The organism is Rhizobium sp. BT03 (genome assembly GCF_030053155.1).
GTDB lineage: Bacteria > Pseudomonadota > Alphaproteobacteria > Rhizobiales > Rhizobiaceae > Rhizobium.
The window spans coordinates 4,270,966-4,286,608 of the sequence record NZ_CP125640.1; the positions used below are offsets into that span (position 1 = coordinate 4,270,966).

The 15,643-nt window shown below is 63.2% G+C and carries 15 protein-coding genes; 11 read left to right on the forward strand and 4 right to left on the reverse strand.

All coding sequences use genetic code 11. The annotated features are described in order from the left end of the window. Positions 1-50: 50 nt before the first annotated feature. Both QMO80_RS20710 and QMO80_RS20715 read left to right on the forward strand, forming a co-directional pair. A complete protein-coding gene (locus QMO80_RS20710) occupies positions 51-1,106 on the forward strand; it encodes a glycosyltransferase family 2 protein (protein ID WP_283198156.1) in 1,056 nt (351 codons plus the stop codon). Beyond that, on the forward strand, positions 1,106-2,788 hold the full coding sequence (locus QMO80_RS20715; protein WP_283200243.1) for a hypothetical protein: 1,683 nt from the start codon (positions 1,106-1,108) through the stop codon (positions 2,786-2,788). Before QMO80_RS20710 ends, QMO80_RS20715 begins: the two co-directional genes overlap by 1 nt. Positions 2,789-2,813: 25 nt before the next feature. Here the strand turns inward: QMO80_RS20715 and QMO80_RS20720 are convergent, their stop codons facing one another. Next, a complete protein-coding gene (locus tag QMO80_RS20720) occupies positions 2,814-3,818 on the reverse strand; it encodes a sugar-binding transcriptional regulator (protein ID WP_283198157.1) in 1,005 nt (334 codons plus the stop codon). A gap of 82 nt (positions 3,819-3,900) precedes the next feature. Continuing rightward, on the reverse strand, positions 3,901-4,935 hold the full coding sequence (locus QMO80_RS20725) for a sn-glycerol-3-phosphate import ATP-binding protein UgpC (RefSeq protein WP_283198158.1): 1,035 nt from the start codon (positions 4,933-4,935) through the stop codon (positions 3,901-3,903). 150 nt (positions 4,936-5,085) lie between these two features. Between QMO80_RS20725 and QMO80_RS20730 the strand changes: the two genes are divergently transcribed. The 6 genes from QMO80_RS20730 (at position 5,086) to QMO80_RS20755 (ending at position 11,570) form a co-directional block, all read left to right on the forward strand. Continuing rightward, positions 5,086-6,444, forward strand: coding sequence for an extracellular solute-binding protein (locus QMO80_RS20730; protein WP_283198159.1), 1,359 nt, complete (start codon positions 5,086-5,088; stop codon positions 6,442-6,444). 13 nt (positions 6,445-6,457) lie between these two features. Then, on the forward strand, positions 6,458-7,423 hold the full coding sequence (locus QMO80_RS20735) for an ABC transporter permease subunit (protein WP_275619601.1): 966 nt from the start codon (positions 6,458-6,460) through the stop codon (positions 7,421-7,423). Positions 7,424-7,425: 2 nt separating this feature from the next. Beyond that, on the forward strand, positions 7,426-8,346 hold the full coding sequence (locus tag QMO80_RS20740; protein ID WP_283198160.1) for an ABC transporter permease subunit: 921 nt from the start codon (positions 7,426-7,428) through the stop codon (positions 8,344-8,346). A gap of 28 nt (positions 8,347-8,374) precedes the next feature. Then, a complete protein-coding gene (locus tag QMO80_RS20745; RefSeq protein ID WP_283198161.1) occupies positions 8,375-9,103 on the forward strand; it encodes a glycerophosphodiester phosphodiesterase family protein in 729 nt (242 codons plus the stop codon). 3 nt (positions 9,104-9,106) lie between these two features. Continuing rightward, positions 9,107-9,823 carry an HAD family phosphatase gene (locus QMO80_RS20750; RefSeq protein ID WP_283198162.1) on the forward strand — a complete coding sequence of 239 codons (717 nt, stop codon included), beginning with the start codon at positions 9,107-9,109 and terminating at the stop codon, positions 9,821-9,823. A gap of 115 nt (positions 9,824-9,938) precedes the next feature. After that, positions 9,939-11,570: an FGGY-family carbohydrate kinase gene (locus tag QMO80_RS20755; RefSeq protein ID WP_283198163.1), complete on the forward strand. Its 1,632-nt coding sequence runs from the start codon at positions 9,939-9,941 to the stop codon at positions 11,568-11,570. Between the two features lie 27 nt (positions 11,571-11,597). Here QMO80_RS20755 and QMO80_RS20760 read toward each other — a convergent pair whose 3' ends face one another. Continuing rightward, positions 11,598-12,056: a hypothetical protein gene (locus tag QMO80_RS20760; protein WP_283198164.1), complete on the reverse strand. Its 459-nt coding sequence runs from the start codon at positions 12,054-12,056 to the stop codon at positions 11,598-11,600. A 169-nt stretch (positions 12,057-12,225) separates the two neighbouring features. Here QMO80_RS20760 and QMO80_RS20765 point away from each other — a divergent pair, with 169 nt between their 5' ends. Continuing rightward, a complete protein-coding gene (locus tag QMO80_RS20765) occupies positions 12,226-12,891 on the forward strand; it encodes a TetR/AcrR family transcriptional regulator C-terminal domain-containing protein (RefSeq protein ID WP_038689891.1) in 666 nt (221 codons plus the stop codon). 50 nt (positions 12,892-12,941) lie between these two features. Next, positions 12,942-13,961 (forward strand): ketol-acid reductoisomerase, encoded by a 1,020-nt coding sequence (ilvC, locus tag QMO80_RS20770; protein WP_004668557.1) that lies wholly within the window; start codon positions 12,942-12,944, stop codon positions 13,959-13,961. 99 nt (positions 13,962-14,060) lie between these two features. Here the strand turns inward: ilvC and QMO80_RS20775 are convergent, their stop codons facing one another. Then, on the reverse strand, positions 14,061-15,008 hold the full coding sequence (locus QMO80_RS20775) for a LysR family transcriptional regulator (protein WP_283198165.1): 948 nt from the start codon (positions 15,006-15,008) through the stop codon (positions 14,061-14,063). An 84-nt stretch (positions 15,009-15,092) separates the two neighbouring features. Here QMO80_RS20775 and QMO80_RS20780 point away from each other — a divergent pair, with 84 nt between their 5' ends. Beyond that, entirely contained in the window at positions 15,093-15,617 is a 525-nt protein-coding gene (locus QMO80_RS20780; RefSeq protein WP_283198166.1) for a hypothetical protein, read from the forward strand. The last annotated feature ends 26 nt before the right edge of the window (positions 15,618-15,643 follow it).

Below are 15,643 nucleotides of genomic sequence, written 5' to 3' on the forward strand. Positions count from 1 at the left end.
CGTTTCCGGGCTAGGCTGGCGCGATCAATCAAGCAGGCACCGCCGTCCGCATGACGCAAGCACCGTCTCTTTCCATCGTCGCGCCTTGTCACAACGAGGAGGAGGGGCTGCGCGAGTTCTGCCGCCGCGCTGCCGCTGCGGCGCAGAGCGTTGCCGGCGACGGCTTTGAGCTCATTCTCGTCGATGACGGCTCGTCCGACGGCACCTGGGAGATCATCTCTGATCTCGCGGCGAAGCTGCCGCAGGTGCTCGGGGTTCGTCTCCTGCGCAATCACGGCCACCAACTGGCCTCGACGGCCGGCCTTTCCGCGTCGCGGGGCGAGCGCGTACTTTTGATCGACGCCGACCTGCAGGACCCGCCCGAGCTGTTGTTGATGATGATGCCGATCATGGAGCGCGGCGCCGATGTCGTTTACGGCCAGCGCACGCGCCGCGAGGGCGAAAGCTGGTTCAAACTCGCCACCGCTTCGCTGTTCTATCGCACGCTCTCCAGGCTCGCTTCCGTGACCATCCCGCGCGATACCGGAGATTTCCGGCTGATGCGCCGGCGCGTCGTCGATATTCTGCTGGCGATGCCGGAGCGCGACCGCTTTATCCGCGGCATGGTCAGCTGGATCGGCGGCCGGCAGGTGGCTCTTCCTTATGAGCGCGACCCCCGCTTTGCCGGCACGACGAAATATCCGTTGCGCAAGATGATCAATTTCGCGCTCGATGCGATCACCAGCTTTTCAACGACGCCGCTGCGCATCGCGACATGGCTCGGCATGATCAGCGCCGGTGTCGCGGTGGCGCTGCTCATCTATACCTTCGTTCGTTGGCTGCAGGGCGAGACGGTCACCGGCTGGTCGTCGATCATGGCCGCCGTCAGCGTCTTCAGCGCCATCCAGCTGATCTGCATCGGCATCATCGGCGAATATCTCGGCCGTCTGGTGCAGGAGAGCAAGAGGCGGCCGATGTTCATGATCGAGACGATCCTGCGCGGCGGCGAACAGGCCGAGCTGCCGACAGCCTTTTCGGAAATGGACGCCGGTGACAAGCGTGCTGCACTGGATGCGGCCTTTGCCTCGGGCGAACCGCGCCCGAAGAAGAACAGCCGGGCTGGATGATGGACCGGATTGCTGCGCCTGTTCATACGGCAGCAGAGCCTGAGGGTCTGACCGCCCGGCAGGATTCCACGGTTGCGATCATTGCTTTCGTGGCGCTTGCCGCGGCCCTGGTGCTCTTGTTTCGCTTTCCGCCGGTTCTCGATTACGCCAATCACTACGCCCGTATCTGGCTTCTATCCGGCGGCATCGGCGAGCAGCCGTTTCCCGAGATCTACGCGATCGATTGGAACCGCACTTTCACCAATGTCGGGATCGATCTTCTGGCGACCTGGATAGGGCCGCTCGTCGGCGCCGACAGGCTGGCGCGGGCCTTGCTTTTCCTGGCGATCGTGCTGCCGCCGCTCGGCGCGATAACGCTGCACCGGGTGCTGTTCGGCGGCCGGCACTATTGGCAGATCGCCATGCTGTCGCTCGGCTGGTGCGCGACGATGATCGGCGGCTTTATCAACTTCCAGATCGGCCTCGGCATGGCCCTGTTCTTCGCTTGCGCCGACCTGCGGCTGCAGCGCGGAAATCCGGCATTGCTTTTTGCCTGGCGGCTTGCCGCCGCGCTGATGCTGACGGTGATGCACATCTTCTCGCTCGGCTTCTATATGGCTGTTGTCTGCGGCCTCGAATTTTCCTGGCGTTTCGATATCTTGCGGTCGAAGGCGGGGCTGATGCGGCTCGCCGGCCGTTTGGCGCTGGCGATCGGCGCCTGCGCCCTGCCGCCGCTCGCGCTCTATCTGCGCACCACCGCCTTGCCGAATGCCGGCGGCGATGGCCTCGGGCTGGTCTGGAACGATGGCATCATCCTGATCGCCATCAATGTGCTCTCCGCCATCACCACCTATGTCCCGGTCGTGGATGTGGTGTTGGTTCTGCCGCTGATCCTGATCTGCACGCGTGCAGTACGCGCCGGCGACATCCGCATTCATGCCGGGCTTGCCGTTACCGCTTGCGGTTTGCTGATTTTCTCCTGTATTTCGCCGCGCCACATGCTCGGCACCGGCTGGATCAGCTGGCGCTTTCCGATCATGACGGCGCTTGTCGGCATGGCGATGGTGTGCCCATTTGCCAATCTGACGCGCCGGCAGGCGCTGTCGCTGGCGCTGACGATCAATCTCGCGGTCTTCGGCCGTACTGGCTGGATCGGGTGGAATTGGTGGCTGGCGCATAAAGATGCCGCCGCGGTCGAGACCGTGCTCAAAAAGGTGCCCGCCGGTGCGGCCGTGCTGCCGCTGTGGCATGAACCGGAGACCGCCAGCAGCCTTGCGCACTCCAACCGGCACTTTGCCTGGGGATTGGATACGTTCCGACATCTGCCAACGCTCGTCGTGCCCTTCTCGCATGCTTTCGTGCCGACAATCTTCACCGCCAAAGGAAAGCAGCCTTTATCCGTTCTGCCGCCATGGTCTGATATCGCGGTTCCCGAGGGGAATCTGGTGTCGATCGGTGTGCTTTCATGCCCCGCAATGATGCAGGAATATAAGGGTTTTACGCCCTATCTGTCAGACTGGCGCAGGCGTTTCGATTTCATCCTCGTCGCCAATGCCGATATTCCCGACCGCTATGTCGGCGCTTTGATGCCGGGCGGACTGACGCTCATCGAAGATGCCGGCTTCGCGAAGCTCTATGCGATCGACAAGGCGATGCCGGCGGCGCCTCTCTCGATCCCTGCCGGTTGCGCCAGGGCGTCATAATTGGCGATGCCGCGCATGTTTGGCTCTATGAACCGCTGCCTGCCTTGAGATCGAATGCAAGCTGTCGCGCTCGCCGGGCCGTGTCTTCGTCGCAGATCAGCACATTGCCCAGACCGGACAGCAGCACGGCGGCAATAGCCTGCGCCTTGTTCAGGCCACCTGAGGCGAAAACGACGTTTGGAATGGCGCGAAGAGCTTCGAGTTCGGGTGCGATCGCGCATCTGTTGATCGCATGGTCGATCGGCCGCCCTGTCTTGTCGACGAACTGGCCGAGAACATCTCCGCAGGCGCTTGCTGCGATCAGTTCCTCGATATTGATGCTGCTCGGCAGGCCGTAGCGCATCAGCAGCGAGCGTTCGGTCATGTCGCCGATGCTGAGCACGATGACGTCATTAGCCTCGATCTGGCGAAAGGCTGTTTCGAAGACGTCCTGCTTGATGATCGCGGTGCGCGACTCCGGGCTGCCGGCATAGATCGGCGCTGCGAGATAGGCGCATTCGGCGTTGAGCTGGCGGGCGAGATCGCTCGCAATGTCGAACGTGTTGATTTCGATGCCGTGCGTCAGCCCGCCCATGACCGAGTTGACGCAGAGATCGGGCCGTCTCAGCGACGGCATGTGGCGCACCATTTCGCGCAGCGTCGCCCCCCAGCCGACGCCGACGCCGCGGATGTTGCCGCCGTTCAGCAATTGCACGAGATAATCGGCGGCCGCCTGGCCGAGCAGGACGGGGATCAGTTCCGCATCCTCGGGCGTGGGTACGATGATCGCGCGATTGAGGTTGAATTCCGCCGCCATCTGCTGCTCCAGGGCGACGCAGGAGGTCAGCCGGGAATTGAGCGTGATCGTCACGAGGCCGGAGCGGCGCGCCTCGGCGATGATCTTGTTGACGCGAAGCCGGTTGGTCGACAGCGCTTCGGCAATCTCGCCCTGCGTGCGTCCCTCCATGTAGTAGAGCCAGACCACGCGCACCTGCATCTGTTCGTCGGGCAGCGCTACGGGCGCGAGAGAAGCACTTCTGTTCTGTGACATGCGATAAACTGCGCCTCCGCTTCGACGCCATGGATCTCAAATCCCCGGCGCTTGTCAATCGCAGGGGACCGCCGTCAGCCGGTCAATCGGTTCGCCGCCCCGTCGTCCTGTTGAAGGGATGCAGATCATCCCTTCGCACATGACAGGACATGCGCTCGCCTTCCTGCAGGTGCCGATCGGTGGGGACGCTTGCGACGATGCGCCTATCGCTGCCGTCGATGCGCAGATGCACGTTGTTCTCGTCGCCGACGGTCTCGATCAATTCGACATGAGCGTCGAACCGAAGATCGTGCGCCGACCCGGCGCCGAGATCGACCGCACCCGGCCTGATTCCGACGAGATCCGTATCTCTCGGCAGCGGGAGGTCGCAGGGGCCGAGCTCATCGAGATCGATCAGGTTCATCGGCGGAGAACCGATGAAGCCGGCGACGAACACGGTCTCGGGGCGGCGATAGACCTCGATCGGCGTGCTGATCTGCTCGATCCTGCCGCCGTTCATGACGACCAGCCGGTCGGCCAGCGTCATGGCTTCGAGCTGGTCGTGCGTGACATAGAGGCTCGTCGTCTTCAACTGCCGCTGCAGCCTGCGGATTTCGACGCGCATCTGTACGCGAAGCTTGGCATCGAGATTGGACAAGGGCTCGTCGAACAGGAAGGCGGCGGGATCGCGGACTATGGCGCGGCCCATGGCGACGCGCTGGCGCTGGCCGCCCGAGAGCTGGCGGGGGCGCCGCTCGAGAAACTCGCCGATCTCCAGAATGCCGGCGGCGTTGGCGATCCGCCGGTCGATCTCGCCGCGCGGCACGCGGCGGTTCTTGAGCCCGTATTCGAGGTTTTGCCGAACGGTCATGTGGGGATAGAGCGCGTAATTCTGGAAGACCATGGCGATGTTGCGATCGGCCGGATCGACATGGCCGACGTCGTTTCCAGCGATCCTGAGGTGGCCGGAACTGATGGCTTCGAGGCCGGCAATCATCCGCAGCAGGGTCGATTTTCCGCATCCCGAGGGCCCGACCAGCACGATCATCTCGCCATCGGCGACGCTGAGATTGATCCCCTTTACCGCGGGAACCGGTCCGTAATTCTTCTTCAGATCGATCAGTTCGATCGCTGCCATGGCATCCTCCTTCGCCGTCGTCATACATTTGTAACATGCTATTGACATTTGTAACAAGTAACCCCAACCTTGTTTTATCGCCACTCTGGGAGGGGTTGACCGGCGCAGACGCGCCGGTCGGCGAACAACGGCTATGGAGAGGAAAACGAAATGACGGCAAAGTCTTCGATGGGCGCCCGTTTGCGGCGGACGATCCGCTCGTTCGCGGCGGGTGCAGCACTGATGACGCTCGGATTGGCAGCTGCGGGTGACGCCAGCGCGGCCGATCGCGTCAAGGTCGAATGGTGGAACGCGGCAGGCGGGCGCCTCGCCGAGATCACCAGCAAGCTGATTTCGGATTTCAACGCCTCGCAGGACAAATACGAGGTCGTCGGCATCGGCAAAGGCAATTACGAGGAGACCATGGCGGCGATGGTGGCAGCCTACCGCGTTCACCAGCAGCCGGTGCTGATCCAGGCCGCCGAGCGCGGTTTCCTCACCATGTACAATTCCGGCGCCATCATTCCGGTGCCGCAGCTGATGGAAAAGGAAGGCTACAAGATCGACTGGGACGATTTCGTCGCGCCGGTCGCCGGTTTTTACCTGGTCGACGGCAAACCGGCGGCGATGCCCTTCAACAGCTCGACGCCGATCTTCTGGTACAATGCCGATCACTTCAAGGCAGCCGGCTTCGACAAGCCGGGCGAGACCTGGCAGGAGCTCGACAAGCAGCTGCGTGCCATCAAGGAGAAGGGCGTTTCGAAGTGCCAGATGGCGCTTGCGAACGACTTCTACTGGAGCCTGATCGAGAATTATGCGGCGATCCAGGACCAGCCTTACGGCACCAAGGCGAACGGCTTCGGCGGCCTCGACACCGAATTCATCTTCAACAAGAGCCCGCTCGTCGTCGGTCAGGTGACGCGCTTGAAGACGTGGCTCGACGCCGGCATCCTGCAGATCGCCGGGCAGGGACTCTCGCCCGACCAGCTCTTCACCTCGGGCACCTGCTCGACCTATGTGGCCTCCACCGCGGCGCATGCTGCCGTCGAAAGCGGTGCGAAATTCAATTGGAGCGCGACCTTCCTGCCGCATGAGGAAGGCATCGAGCCGAAGAACAGCACCATCGGCGGCGGCGCGCTCTGGGTCCTGAAAGGCAAGTCGAAGGAAGAATATGCCGGCGCTGCCGCCTTCCTGAACTTCCTCGCCTCACCGAAGACGCAGGTCTGGTGGAGCAAGCAGACCGGCTATGTGCCCGTCACCAACGCCGCCTATGAACAGGCCAAGTCCGAAGGCTATTTCAAGGATCACCCGACCCGCGAGATCGCCATTCTCCAGCTGACGCGCGGCACGCCGAGCGATAATTCGCGCGGTTTCCGCTTCGGCAATCATAACCAGTCGATGGCGCTTCTGGTGGAAGAGATCCAGGGCGTGTGGACCGGTCAGAAGACCCCGCAGCAGGCGCTGGATGCGGCGGCAGCGCGCGGCAACCAGATCCTTCGCCAGTACGAGCAGCTTCATGCAGCAAAGTAGAACCTTGGGAAAGATGGAAGGCGCCGCCCGGCGCCTTCGCATCCCGGATCTTCTGTCGACGGGCCGCTCGGTCGCGCAGCCGTCGGAGGCCGGGTTGAAGTCCGCCCACTTCAACAGGCCGTGGCTTGCCTTCGGCCTGGTCGCGCCGCAGCTGCTGATCCTGCTGTTCTTCTTTTTCATCCCGTCCTACAAGGCGCTGTCGCTCGCCTTCGTTCAGGTCGATCCCTTCGGCGGCACTGAGATTTTCGTCGGGCTCACGAATTTCTACAATCTGTTCGCAAGCCCGGAATATCGCGGCAGCGCGCTGTTCACGCTCTGGTTCACCGTTGCCCAGAACGCCGCAACGCTTCTGCTTGCCGGTCTCTTTGCCTTTGCGACCGATTTCGTGATCAGGGGCAGGGGGATCTACAAGAGCATCATCCTGCTTCCCTATGCGATTGCGCCTGTCATATCGGGGGTGATCTGGGCCTTCCTGTTCAATCCGGCGGTGGGGCCGGTCGCGCAGCTTCTGCATGGGTTCGGCTTCGAATGGGACCCGAACCGGCGGCCTTTCGATGCGCAGCTTCTGGTGACGATCGCCTCGGTCTGGAAGAATGTCTGCTACGATTACATCTTTCTCGTCGCCGCCTTGCTGGCCGTGCCTGCCTCGCTGCTGGAGGCGGCAAAGCTCGATGGCGCAAGGCCCGTCCGGCGCTTCTTCACCATTTCGCTTCCCCTGATCTCGCCGACGATTTTCTTCCTCGTGGTGATGAACTTCGTCTACGGCCTGTTCGAAACCTTCGGCATCATCGACGCGGTCACTCGCGGCGGTCCGGCGGGGGCGACGAACAGCCTGGTCTACAAGGTCTATCAGGATGGTTTCGTGCAGCTCGACCTCGGCTCGTCGGCCGCGCAATCGGTGCTTCTGATGCTGATCGCCATCCTCTTCACCATCGTTCAATTCCGCGCGCTCGAGCGCAAGGTCAATTACCAGGTGTAGCCATGCCCGAACGCCATCTCGGTCTTTCGATCTTCTGCCACGCCATATTGCTGATCGGCGCGGTTTTCGTCTGCCTGCCGCTCTATTTCGCCTTCGTCGCCGGCTCGCTGACCTTGCAGGAGGTTCAGCAGGCGCCGTTTCCGGTGCTGCCGGGCTCGCATTTCTTCGAAAACCTGGCCGCCGCCTGGCAGCAGGGCGAGTTCTCCCAGCTGTTCCTGAATTCGATCATCGTCACCGCCGGCATCGTCGTCGGCAAGCTGGCGATCTCGCTGATCGCCGCGTTCGGCGTGACCTATTTCCGCTTCCCGTTCCGCATGACGGCGTTCTGGCTGATCTTCGTGTCGCTGATGCTGCCGGTCGAGGTCCGCATCATCCCGACCTATGAGGCGGTCGCCGATGCCGCCGGGCCGGTCCGCTGGCTGGCTGGCATCATCGGTCTTTCCGGCGTCGTCGAAGGGATGACGGGATACAGCATCGAAGCCTCGTTGAAATGGAACATGGTCAACAGCTATGCCGGCCTGATCCTGCCGCTGATCGCCTCCGCCTCGGCAACCTTCCTGTTCCGGCAGTTCTTCCTGACCGTTCCCGACGAGCTTTGCGAGGCGGCCAAGCTCGACGGCGCCGGCCCCTTGAAGTTCTTCAAGGATATCCTGCTGCCGCTGTCGAGCGCCAATATCGCGGCGCTCTCGATCATCCTGTTTCTCTATGGCTGGAACCAGTATTTGTGGCCGCTGCTCTTCACCACCGACAAGGAGATGGGAACGGCGGTGCTCGGGCTGAAGCAGCTCGTTCCGGTCTCCGACTCCGCACCCGCCTGGAACATTGCGATGAGTGCCGCCCTGCTCGTCATGCTGCCGCCTGCGGCCGTCATTCTCTTCATGCAACGCTGGTTCACCAAGGGGCTGGTGGATTCAGGAAAGTAACACGCCGAATCTCAAGGATATTCAGACGATGGTGCATATCATCGGCCACCGCGGTGGCCGCAATCTCTGGCCCGAAAACAGTCTTTCGGGCTTCCGCAAACTCGCGCAAATGCCGGTCGATGGCGTGGAGTTCGACATCCACCTGACGCGCTCGGGCGAAATGCTCGTCATTCACGACCCGACGCTCGAACGCACGACCGATGCGCGCGGCCTCGTCGCCGACCTTGGCCCCGGAAAACATCGCGAAGTCAGCCTCAAGGGTAGCGACAGGGAGGTGATCCCGACCTTGGAAGAGGTGTTAGCTGTCTTCAAGGCCACGCCGCTCGAGCTTCATATCGAGCTGAAGACGCATGCGGATGGCACGCCTTACGAGGGGCTGGCCGCCAAGGCATTTGCCGCCGTCGAGCGGCTTGGTCTGACGGAGCGCTCGATCCTGACGAGTTTTCATCCCGAGGTGCTTGCCGATATCCGCAAAGCCACGCCCGGAATTCGCACCCTGTCGTCCTTCGACGCCAAGTCGGCCGAGCGTCTCGGCCTTGCGAGCGGCCTCAGCCTGATGAAGCAATACTCGGATATCATCGCCGTCGAGAAGTCGCTGCTTCAGGCGAAGTGGGACGAGATCACCAAGCTCGTGCCGCTCGACCGGCTCGGCGCCTGGGTTCCGAACGAAATGAGCGATCTCGAATACTGGCTCGCCAAACCGATCCGGCAGATCACCACGGACCGGCCGGATCTCGCCCTGCAGGCGCGGAGGTGAGGCATGCTCGATAGCCGCATCGATCATCTGGGCATGCGAGGCGCCATGGACAGCATCGACCTCGTGATCTTCGATTGCGACGGCGTGCTGATCGACAGCGAGCCGATCGCCAGCCGTACGCTGGCCGAAACGCTGCAGGGCGCCGGCATTGCGATCAGCGCGGCGGAGGCCCATGTCAAATTCACCGGCAATTCGGAAAGCATCATCGCCGAAATGTGCCGGCGCGAATATGGTATCGCCGACGTCGCCGCGCTGTTCGAGCGGTGGCATCATCATCTGTTCGAGGAATTCGCGCGCTCGCTGACGCCGATTGCCGGCATTGCCGAGGTCGTCAACAGGCTCGACCGTCCGAAATGCGTCGCATCGAACAGCACGATGCGGCGGCTGCGCAACAGCCTGGGCAAGCTCGATCTCTGGAGCGCCTTCGGCGAGAGTGTCTTCAGCGCCGAAGCTGTCTCGCGGCCGAAGCCGGCCCCCGATCTGCTGCTGCATTGCGCCGAGCGTTTCCGGGCCCGTCCGGGCAAGTCAGTCATGATCGACGACAGCGTTCACGGCGTGGCGGCGGCACTCGCCGCAGGCATGACGGCCATCGGATTCGTCGATCCGGCCGATCCGAGGCCCGGCCGCCGCGCGGTGCTCGATGCCGCCGGAGCCGCCGCCGTCGCGACAGGGGCAGGGGAACTCACCGCCATTCTGGAAAATGTCGGAGGAAGGCTGTGACGGCGAGCTCGCCAGCGCGTGCTCGCCTTGCCATGTCGCCGCGACCGCGTAATGTCAGCGTCCCCGGCCGCAGCTGCCCATCAACCCGATCCCTGGCGATCTGAAACGAGAGACCATGAGCGACACATCTCATACCCCGGAAGCGGATGCCAAATATGTCATCGGCGTCGATGTCGGCACCGGCAGCGCCCGGGCGGGCCTGTTCGATATGGCCGGCAGCATGCTTGCCTCCGCCAAGCGGAATATCAGCCTGTTTCATGAAGCCGGTTCCATCGTCGAGCAATCGAGCAGCGAGATCTGGCGCGCCGTTTGCGCGGCCGTGCGGGAGGCGGTTGCCGCAGCCGGCGTCGATCCGGCTTCGGTGGTCGGGCTCGGCTTCGACGCCACCTGCTCGCTCGTCGTTCTCGGCGAAGGCGGCAGGCCGCTGCCCGTCGGGCCTTCGGAAGATCCGGACCGGGACATCATCGTGTGGATGGACCACCGCGCCGTCCCGCAGGCCGAGCGCATCAACGCCTTCGGGCATGATGTGCTGCGCTATGTCGGCGGCCGCATCTCGCCCGAGATGGAGACGCCCAAGCTTCTCTGGCTCAGGGAAAACCGCCCCCAGGTGTTCGATGCCGCCTGGCAATTCTTCGACCTTGCGGATTTCCTCACCTGGCGGGCGACCGGCGACCTCTCGCGTTCGACCTGCACCGTCACCTGCAAGTGGACCTATCTCGCCCATGAAAAGCGCTGGGACAGCAGCTATTTCCATCAGATCGGCCTCGGCGTGCTGGCGGACGAAGGTTTTGCCCGCATCGGCACGTCCATTGTCGAGCCAGGTTCGACGCTCGGTGAGGGACTGACCGCCGCAGCGGCCGAAGAGCTCGGCCTGGTGCCGGGCACAGCCGTAGCGGCCGGGCTGATTGATGCCCATGCCGGCGGCGTCGGAACCGTCGGCGCCGATCCGCAGGCCAATCTTGCCTATGTTTTCGGGACGTCCTCCTGCACGATGACCTCGACCGCGGAACCGTCTTTCGTTTCCGGTGTCTGGGGACCTTACTATTCGGCGATGGTGCCGGGGCTCTGGCTGAACGAGGGTGGCCAGAGTGCCGCCGGCGCGGCGATCGATCAGCTCCTTTCCTTCCATCCGGCGGCCGGCGAGGCGAGGGAGCTTGCGACGAGCGCGGGCGTCGCGCTGCCGGTCCTGCTTGCCGACATGGCCGCCGGCAAGGCAGGCCACTCTTCCGATGCAGTCAAGCTGGCGGCCGGGCTGCATGTCGTTCCCGAGTTCCTCGGCAACCGCGCACCCTTTGCCGATCCGCATGCCCGGGCTGTTATCGCCGGTCTCGGCATGGAGCGGGATGTCGACAGCCTGGTTTCGCTCTACATCGCCGGGCTTTGCGGCATCGGCTACGGCCTCCGGCAGATCATCGAAACGCAGGCCGAGGCGGGCGTCAGCGTCGAAAACATCGTCATCAGCGGTGGCGCCGGCCAGCACGATTTCGTCCGTCAGGTGCTCGCCGATGCGAGCGGCAAGCCGGTGGTGGCCACGAAGGCCGAGGAGCCGGTGCTGCTCGGGGCGGCCATCCTCGGGGCCGTCGCCGGCCGCCAATTTGCCGATGTGCGCGCGGCGATGAGCGAACTCACCAGGGTGGAAACGCGTTTTCAGCCGTCCGAGGGTGAGATTTCAGATCTCCAACGCAAGCGTTACGAAGCCTTCAAGGAGCTTCAGACGCTGGCGCGCAAGCTTCGCGGCGATGGCTGACATTGCTGCACGACAAACGTCTCGGGGCTAATTGTTGATGGCGATGATCGCCCAATGGCTCTCGTCACATGCGTTGTCGTCGCAGACCGCGCCCATCCAGACCGCGCCGTTGGCGAGCATGACGCCCTCGCTGCTGACGAAGAGATCCTGATATTGCTGGCGGCCGACGGCGCGGCGGGTCTCCGGCGTCACCAGGTCGTCGAAATTCTCGACGAAATCCTCGGCGTTCTCGACATCATAGGTCTCGCCATTCGCCTTCACGCTTAGCGGATATTCGGCAAGGCCGGCGATGGTCTCGGCGTCGCCTGAACGCATCGCCACAACGAGCTGGCGCAGCGGCCGGTCGAAGCCCGCGGCATCGCCGTGCAGTTCCTCGATGCGGTCGTAGACCTCGTTGTCCGCCTGCGCGGCGGCGCGACCGGCGAAGGGCGTCGTGGCCAGGAGCATCGCCCCGGCCAGGAGAAGGGCAGCAGAAAGGCGCGACATGGAGGCTCCGGCAAATGACGTTCCGCAGCATTATGCAATCCCGATGGGTGCCCGCCTATCCAATTCTGGTGCCGCGCCGGTCTTTCCCGTATAAAAATCTGCCGGGCCTGCTTGACGGCTCGAACGGTTTGTCGCATAAACCTCACGAACCGTACCGTACGGTACGTATATGGGAGCCGTGACCGTGTCCGTCGATACCGCAGAGCCGAGCGAATTTTCGCCGCGCCAGAACGCCGTTCTGGAACAGGCGCTGCGGCTGCTCGTCGATGGCGGCGAGAAGGCGCTGACGACCTCGGGGGTGGCGCGCGCCGCCAATTGCTCGAAGGAAAGCCTCTACAAGTGGTTCGGCGACCGTGACGGCCTGCTGTCGGCGATGATCGCCTATCAGGCGAGCAAGGTGCGCACCTTCGAGCGCAACGGCGAGCGGCTGACGGCGGCGAGCCTGCACGACCATGTGGTCATCTTCGCGCGCGACCTGCTCGAGGTGCTGGCCGGCGATGTCTCGCTGGCGCTGAACCGGCTGGCGATCGGCCAGTCCCATCGCGACGGTTCGAAGCTCGGCAAGCTGCTGCTGGAGCGCGGCCGCCGCCAGATCGACCGGCGCGCAATGGCGCTGATCGATGCCGGCAAGAGGGCGGGGCTGCTGCGCTTTGCCGATGCCGACGAGGCCTATCATACGCTATACGGCCTTGTGGTCTCCGACCTGCATGTGCGCATGCTGCTCGGGGAGCCCGGCCTCAAGGATACCGCGCGCCAGGCGGAGAAGGCGGTGACCGCCTTCCTCCGGCTCTACGGCACGGAAAAGGTACTGGCGGAGATGCCGGCTCTCGGCTGATTTCGCTGTAATGACAATCAACAGGACAAGCACAAGGGAAGGAACTTCAAATGCGCGTCTATTACGATCGTGATGCCGATCTCAACCTCATCAAGGCCAAGAAGGTCGCCGTCATCGGCTACGGCTCGCAGGGCCGCGCCCATGCACTGAACCTCAAGGACAGCGGCGCCCAGAACCTCGTCATCGCCCTCAAGGCGGGTTCGCCGACAGTCAAGAAGGCCGAAGCTGATGGCTTCAAGGTCATGACGGTTGCCGAAGCTGCCGGCTGGGCCGACCTGATGATGATGGCGACGCCGGACGAGCTGCAGGCCGACATCTACAAGGCCGACATCGCGCCGAACATCCGTGACGGCGCAGCCATCGCCTTCGCTCACGGCCTCAACGTTCACTTCGGCCTGATCGAGCCGAAGGCTTCGGTCGACGTCGTCATGATTGCGCCTAAGGGCCCGGGCCACACGGTTCGCGGCGAATACCAGAAGGGCGGCGGCGTTCCCTGCCTCGTTGCCGTTCACCAGAACGCTTCCGGCAACGCGCTTGAACTCGCTCTCTCCTACGCCTGCGGCGTCGGCGGCGGCCGTTCCGGCATCATCGAAACCAACTTCCGCGAAGAGTGCGAAACCGACCTCTTCGGCGAACAGGTCGTTCTCTGCGGCGGTCTCGTCGAGCTCATCCGCGCCGGTTTCGAAACGCTCACCGAAGCAGGCTACGCCCCCGAAATGGCCTATTTCGAGTGCCTGCACGAAGTGAAGCTGATCGTCGACCTGATCTATGAAGGCGGTATCGCCAACATGAACTACTCGATCTCCAACACGGCCGAGTGGGGCGAATACGTCACCGGTCCGCGCATCATCACCGAAGAAACCAAGGCCGAGATGAAGCGCGTCCTCAAGGACATCCAGACCGGCAAGTTCACCTCCGAATGGATGCAGGAATACCGCTCGGGTGCAGCCCGCTTCAAGGGCATCCGCCGCAACAACGACAGCCACCAGATCGAGGAAGTCGGCGCCAAGCTGCGCGGCATGATGCCCTGGATCGGCAAGAACAAGCTGGTCGACAAGTCGGTCAACTAAGCGATTTACCGAGCGCGCCGCACGAGCATTGGGTTCGCGCGGCGCGCTCGGTTTTAGGCATGTCATCTCCCAAAACGCTACATGGTGCCTAGGTAGGACCTACTCGCCGTTGCTCCGAATGCGAGTCTTGCCAGCCGCATCCGGATGGTTCTTCATGTGATCGATGAAGGCGCGTAGTTTCGGTGTCATTTGCCGATGGCCGGGATAATAGAGAAATACGCCTGGCGTCTTCGGCGCGAATGATGCAAGCACCTCGATGAGCTTTCCCGTTCTGATCTGTTCGACGGCGATCGGCTCGGGCACCTGGGCCAGGCCCATCCCCTCGAGGGCTGCGCCGAGCATTGTCGGGAAGTCGTGAGTAATAAGCGGCCCCGCGACGGCGATCTCGATGACGCGGCCATTGTCGTCGAGCGACCACCGCGCGAGCGCACCATTGGAACGGCGTATTCTGAGGCATGCATGGTGACGCAGGTCGTCCGGGCACGCTGGCAGATCCCGGTTGGAGAAATAGATCGGGCTCCCGACAACGATGAACCGAAACGGCGGCGTCAGCCGAACCGCGATCATGTCGGCATCGATGAACTGGCCCATCCTCATCCCTGCATCAAAGCCTTCGATCGCGAGGTCGACCAGCTTCTCGCTGACGGCGATCTCCACCTCAATCTCGGGATAAGCTTGGGAAAAGGACGCAATCAGCGGCTCGATGAGGACCGGGACAACGGCGCGCGGCACCGAGAGGCGCAGCCGCCCGGCCGGTCGTTGTCCAAGCTCATGCGCGACGGCGCTTGCGGCGATCAGCTCTTCGAAGGCCGGTTTTGCACGCGAAAGGAAACGCTCGCCGGCTTCCGTCAGCCCTACGCTACGCGTCGTTCGGATGAACAGGGCTGTGCCGATCCGCGCCTCCAGCGTGCGCACGGCCTGGCTGATCGCGGAGGGAGTGACGCCGAGTTCCGCCGCTGCCCGACGAAAGCTGCGGTGCTGGGCAACGCTGAGGAATGCCTCCACCCCGTCGAGCGCGCCCTGCCTAACTGTGAAGTTCTGCTTCATGCCCTGTCCATATTATCCCGAATGGTCGCTCGGTATAAGCGGCCGTATATTGCGCTGGAAACCAGCAGCCCGACAGGAGGCAAAATGTCCCCGGCCGCCATCTTCCAGCTTCACCTTCTGCTCGGCTACGTCGCGTGGCTGCTTTGCATCGGCGTCTATGTCTTGCCCCGGCTCAAGTCGGTGGACCGCGCCGGGGCGCAGCGGGCCATCGCAACGCTCCATAGCTTCCGCTTTTTTGGTCTCGTCTTCATCCTTCCCGGCGTCGCCGGTCCCGATCTGCCGTCCGGCTTTGCCGTTACGGCCGCCTATGGCGATCTTGCTGCTGGGCTGCTGGCCATGCTGGCGCTGATCTCGTTCCGCATCCGCCCACTGTTCTGGCTGCTCGTCGTTGCCTTCAATCTCGTGGGCACCGGTGATCTGGTCATCGACTATTATCACGGCGCCCAGTCCGGCCTGCCTGTCTTGGCGGGGCAGCTAGGCGCAGCCTATGTGGTCGTGATCGTCTACGTTCCGTCGCTGATGATCACACATATGATTGCGTTCTATTTGCTCGTCACCCGGCAGCCCATGACCGCTCAAGCCCATCGCGGCCATCCTGTTGCCAACTGACCGGCCAGGACAGGCTGACATTGTTT

Bases quoted from the DNA above. Each gene is read 5' to 3' on its own strand.
- QMO80_RS20710 (WP_283198156.1), top strand. From the start codon at position 51: ATGACGCAAGCACCGTCTCTTTCCATCGTCGCGCCTTGTCACAACGAG.
- QMO80_RS20715 (WP_283200243.1), top strand. From the start codon at position 1,106: ATGGACCGGATTGCTGCGCCTGTTCATACGGCAGCAGAGCCTGAGGGT.
- QMO80_RS20720 (WP_283198157.1), bottom strand. From the start codon at position 3,818: ATGTCACAGAACAGAAGTGCTTCTCTCGCGCCCGTAGCGCTGCCCGAC.
- QMO80_RS20725 (WP_283198158.1), bottom strand. From the start codon at position 4,935: ATGGCAGCGATCGAACTGATCGATCTGAAGAAGAATTACGGACCGGTT.
- QMO80_RS20730 (WP_283198159.1), top strand. From the start codon at position 5,086: ATGACGGCAAAGTCTTCGATGGGCGCCCGTTTGCGGCGGACGATCCGC.
- QMO80_RS20735 (WP_275619601.1), top strand. From the start codon at position 6,458: ATGGAAGGCGCCGCCCGGCGCCTTCGCATCCCGGATCTTCTGTCGACG.
- QMO80_RS20740 (WP_283198160.1), top strand. From the start codon at position 7,426: ATGCCCGAACGCCATCTCGGTCTTTCGATCTTCTGCCACGCCATATTG.
- QMO80_RS20745 (WP_283198161.1), top strand. From the start codon at position 8,375: ATGGTGCATATCATCGGCCACCGCGGTGGCCGCAATCTCTGGCCCGAA.
- QMO80_RS20750 (WP_283198162.1), top strand. From the start codon at position 9,107: ATGCTCGATAGCCGCATCGATCATCTGGGCATGCGAGGCGCCATGGAC.
- QMO80_RS20755 (WP_283198163.1), top strand. From the start codon at position 9,939: ATGAGCGACACATCTCATACCCCGGAAGCGGATGCCAAATATGTCATC.
- QMO80_RS20760 (WP_283198164.1), bottom strand. From the start codon at position 12,056: ATGTCGCGCCTTTCTGCTGCCCTTCTCCTGGCCGGGGCGATGCTCCTG.
- QMO80_RS20765 (WP_038689891.1), top strand. From the start codon at position 12,226: ATGGGAGCCGTGACCGTGTCCGTCGATACCGCAGAGCCGAGCGAATTT.
- ilvC (WP_004668557.1), top strand. From the start codon at position 12,942: ATGCGCGTCTATTACGATCGTGATGCCGATCTCAACCTCATCAAGGCC.
- QMO80_RS20775 (WP_283198165.1), bottom strand. From the start codon at position 15,008: ATGAAGCAGAACTTCACAGTTAGGCAGGGCGCGCTCGACGGGGTGGAG.
- QMO80_RS20780 (WP_283198166.1), top strand. From the start codon at position 15,093: ATGTCCCCGGCCGCCATCTTCCAGCTTCACCTTCTGCTCGGCTACGTC.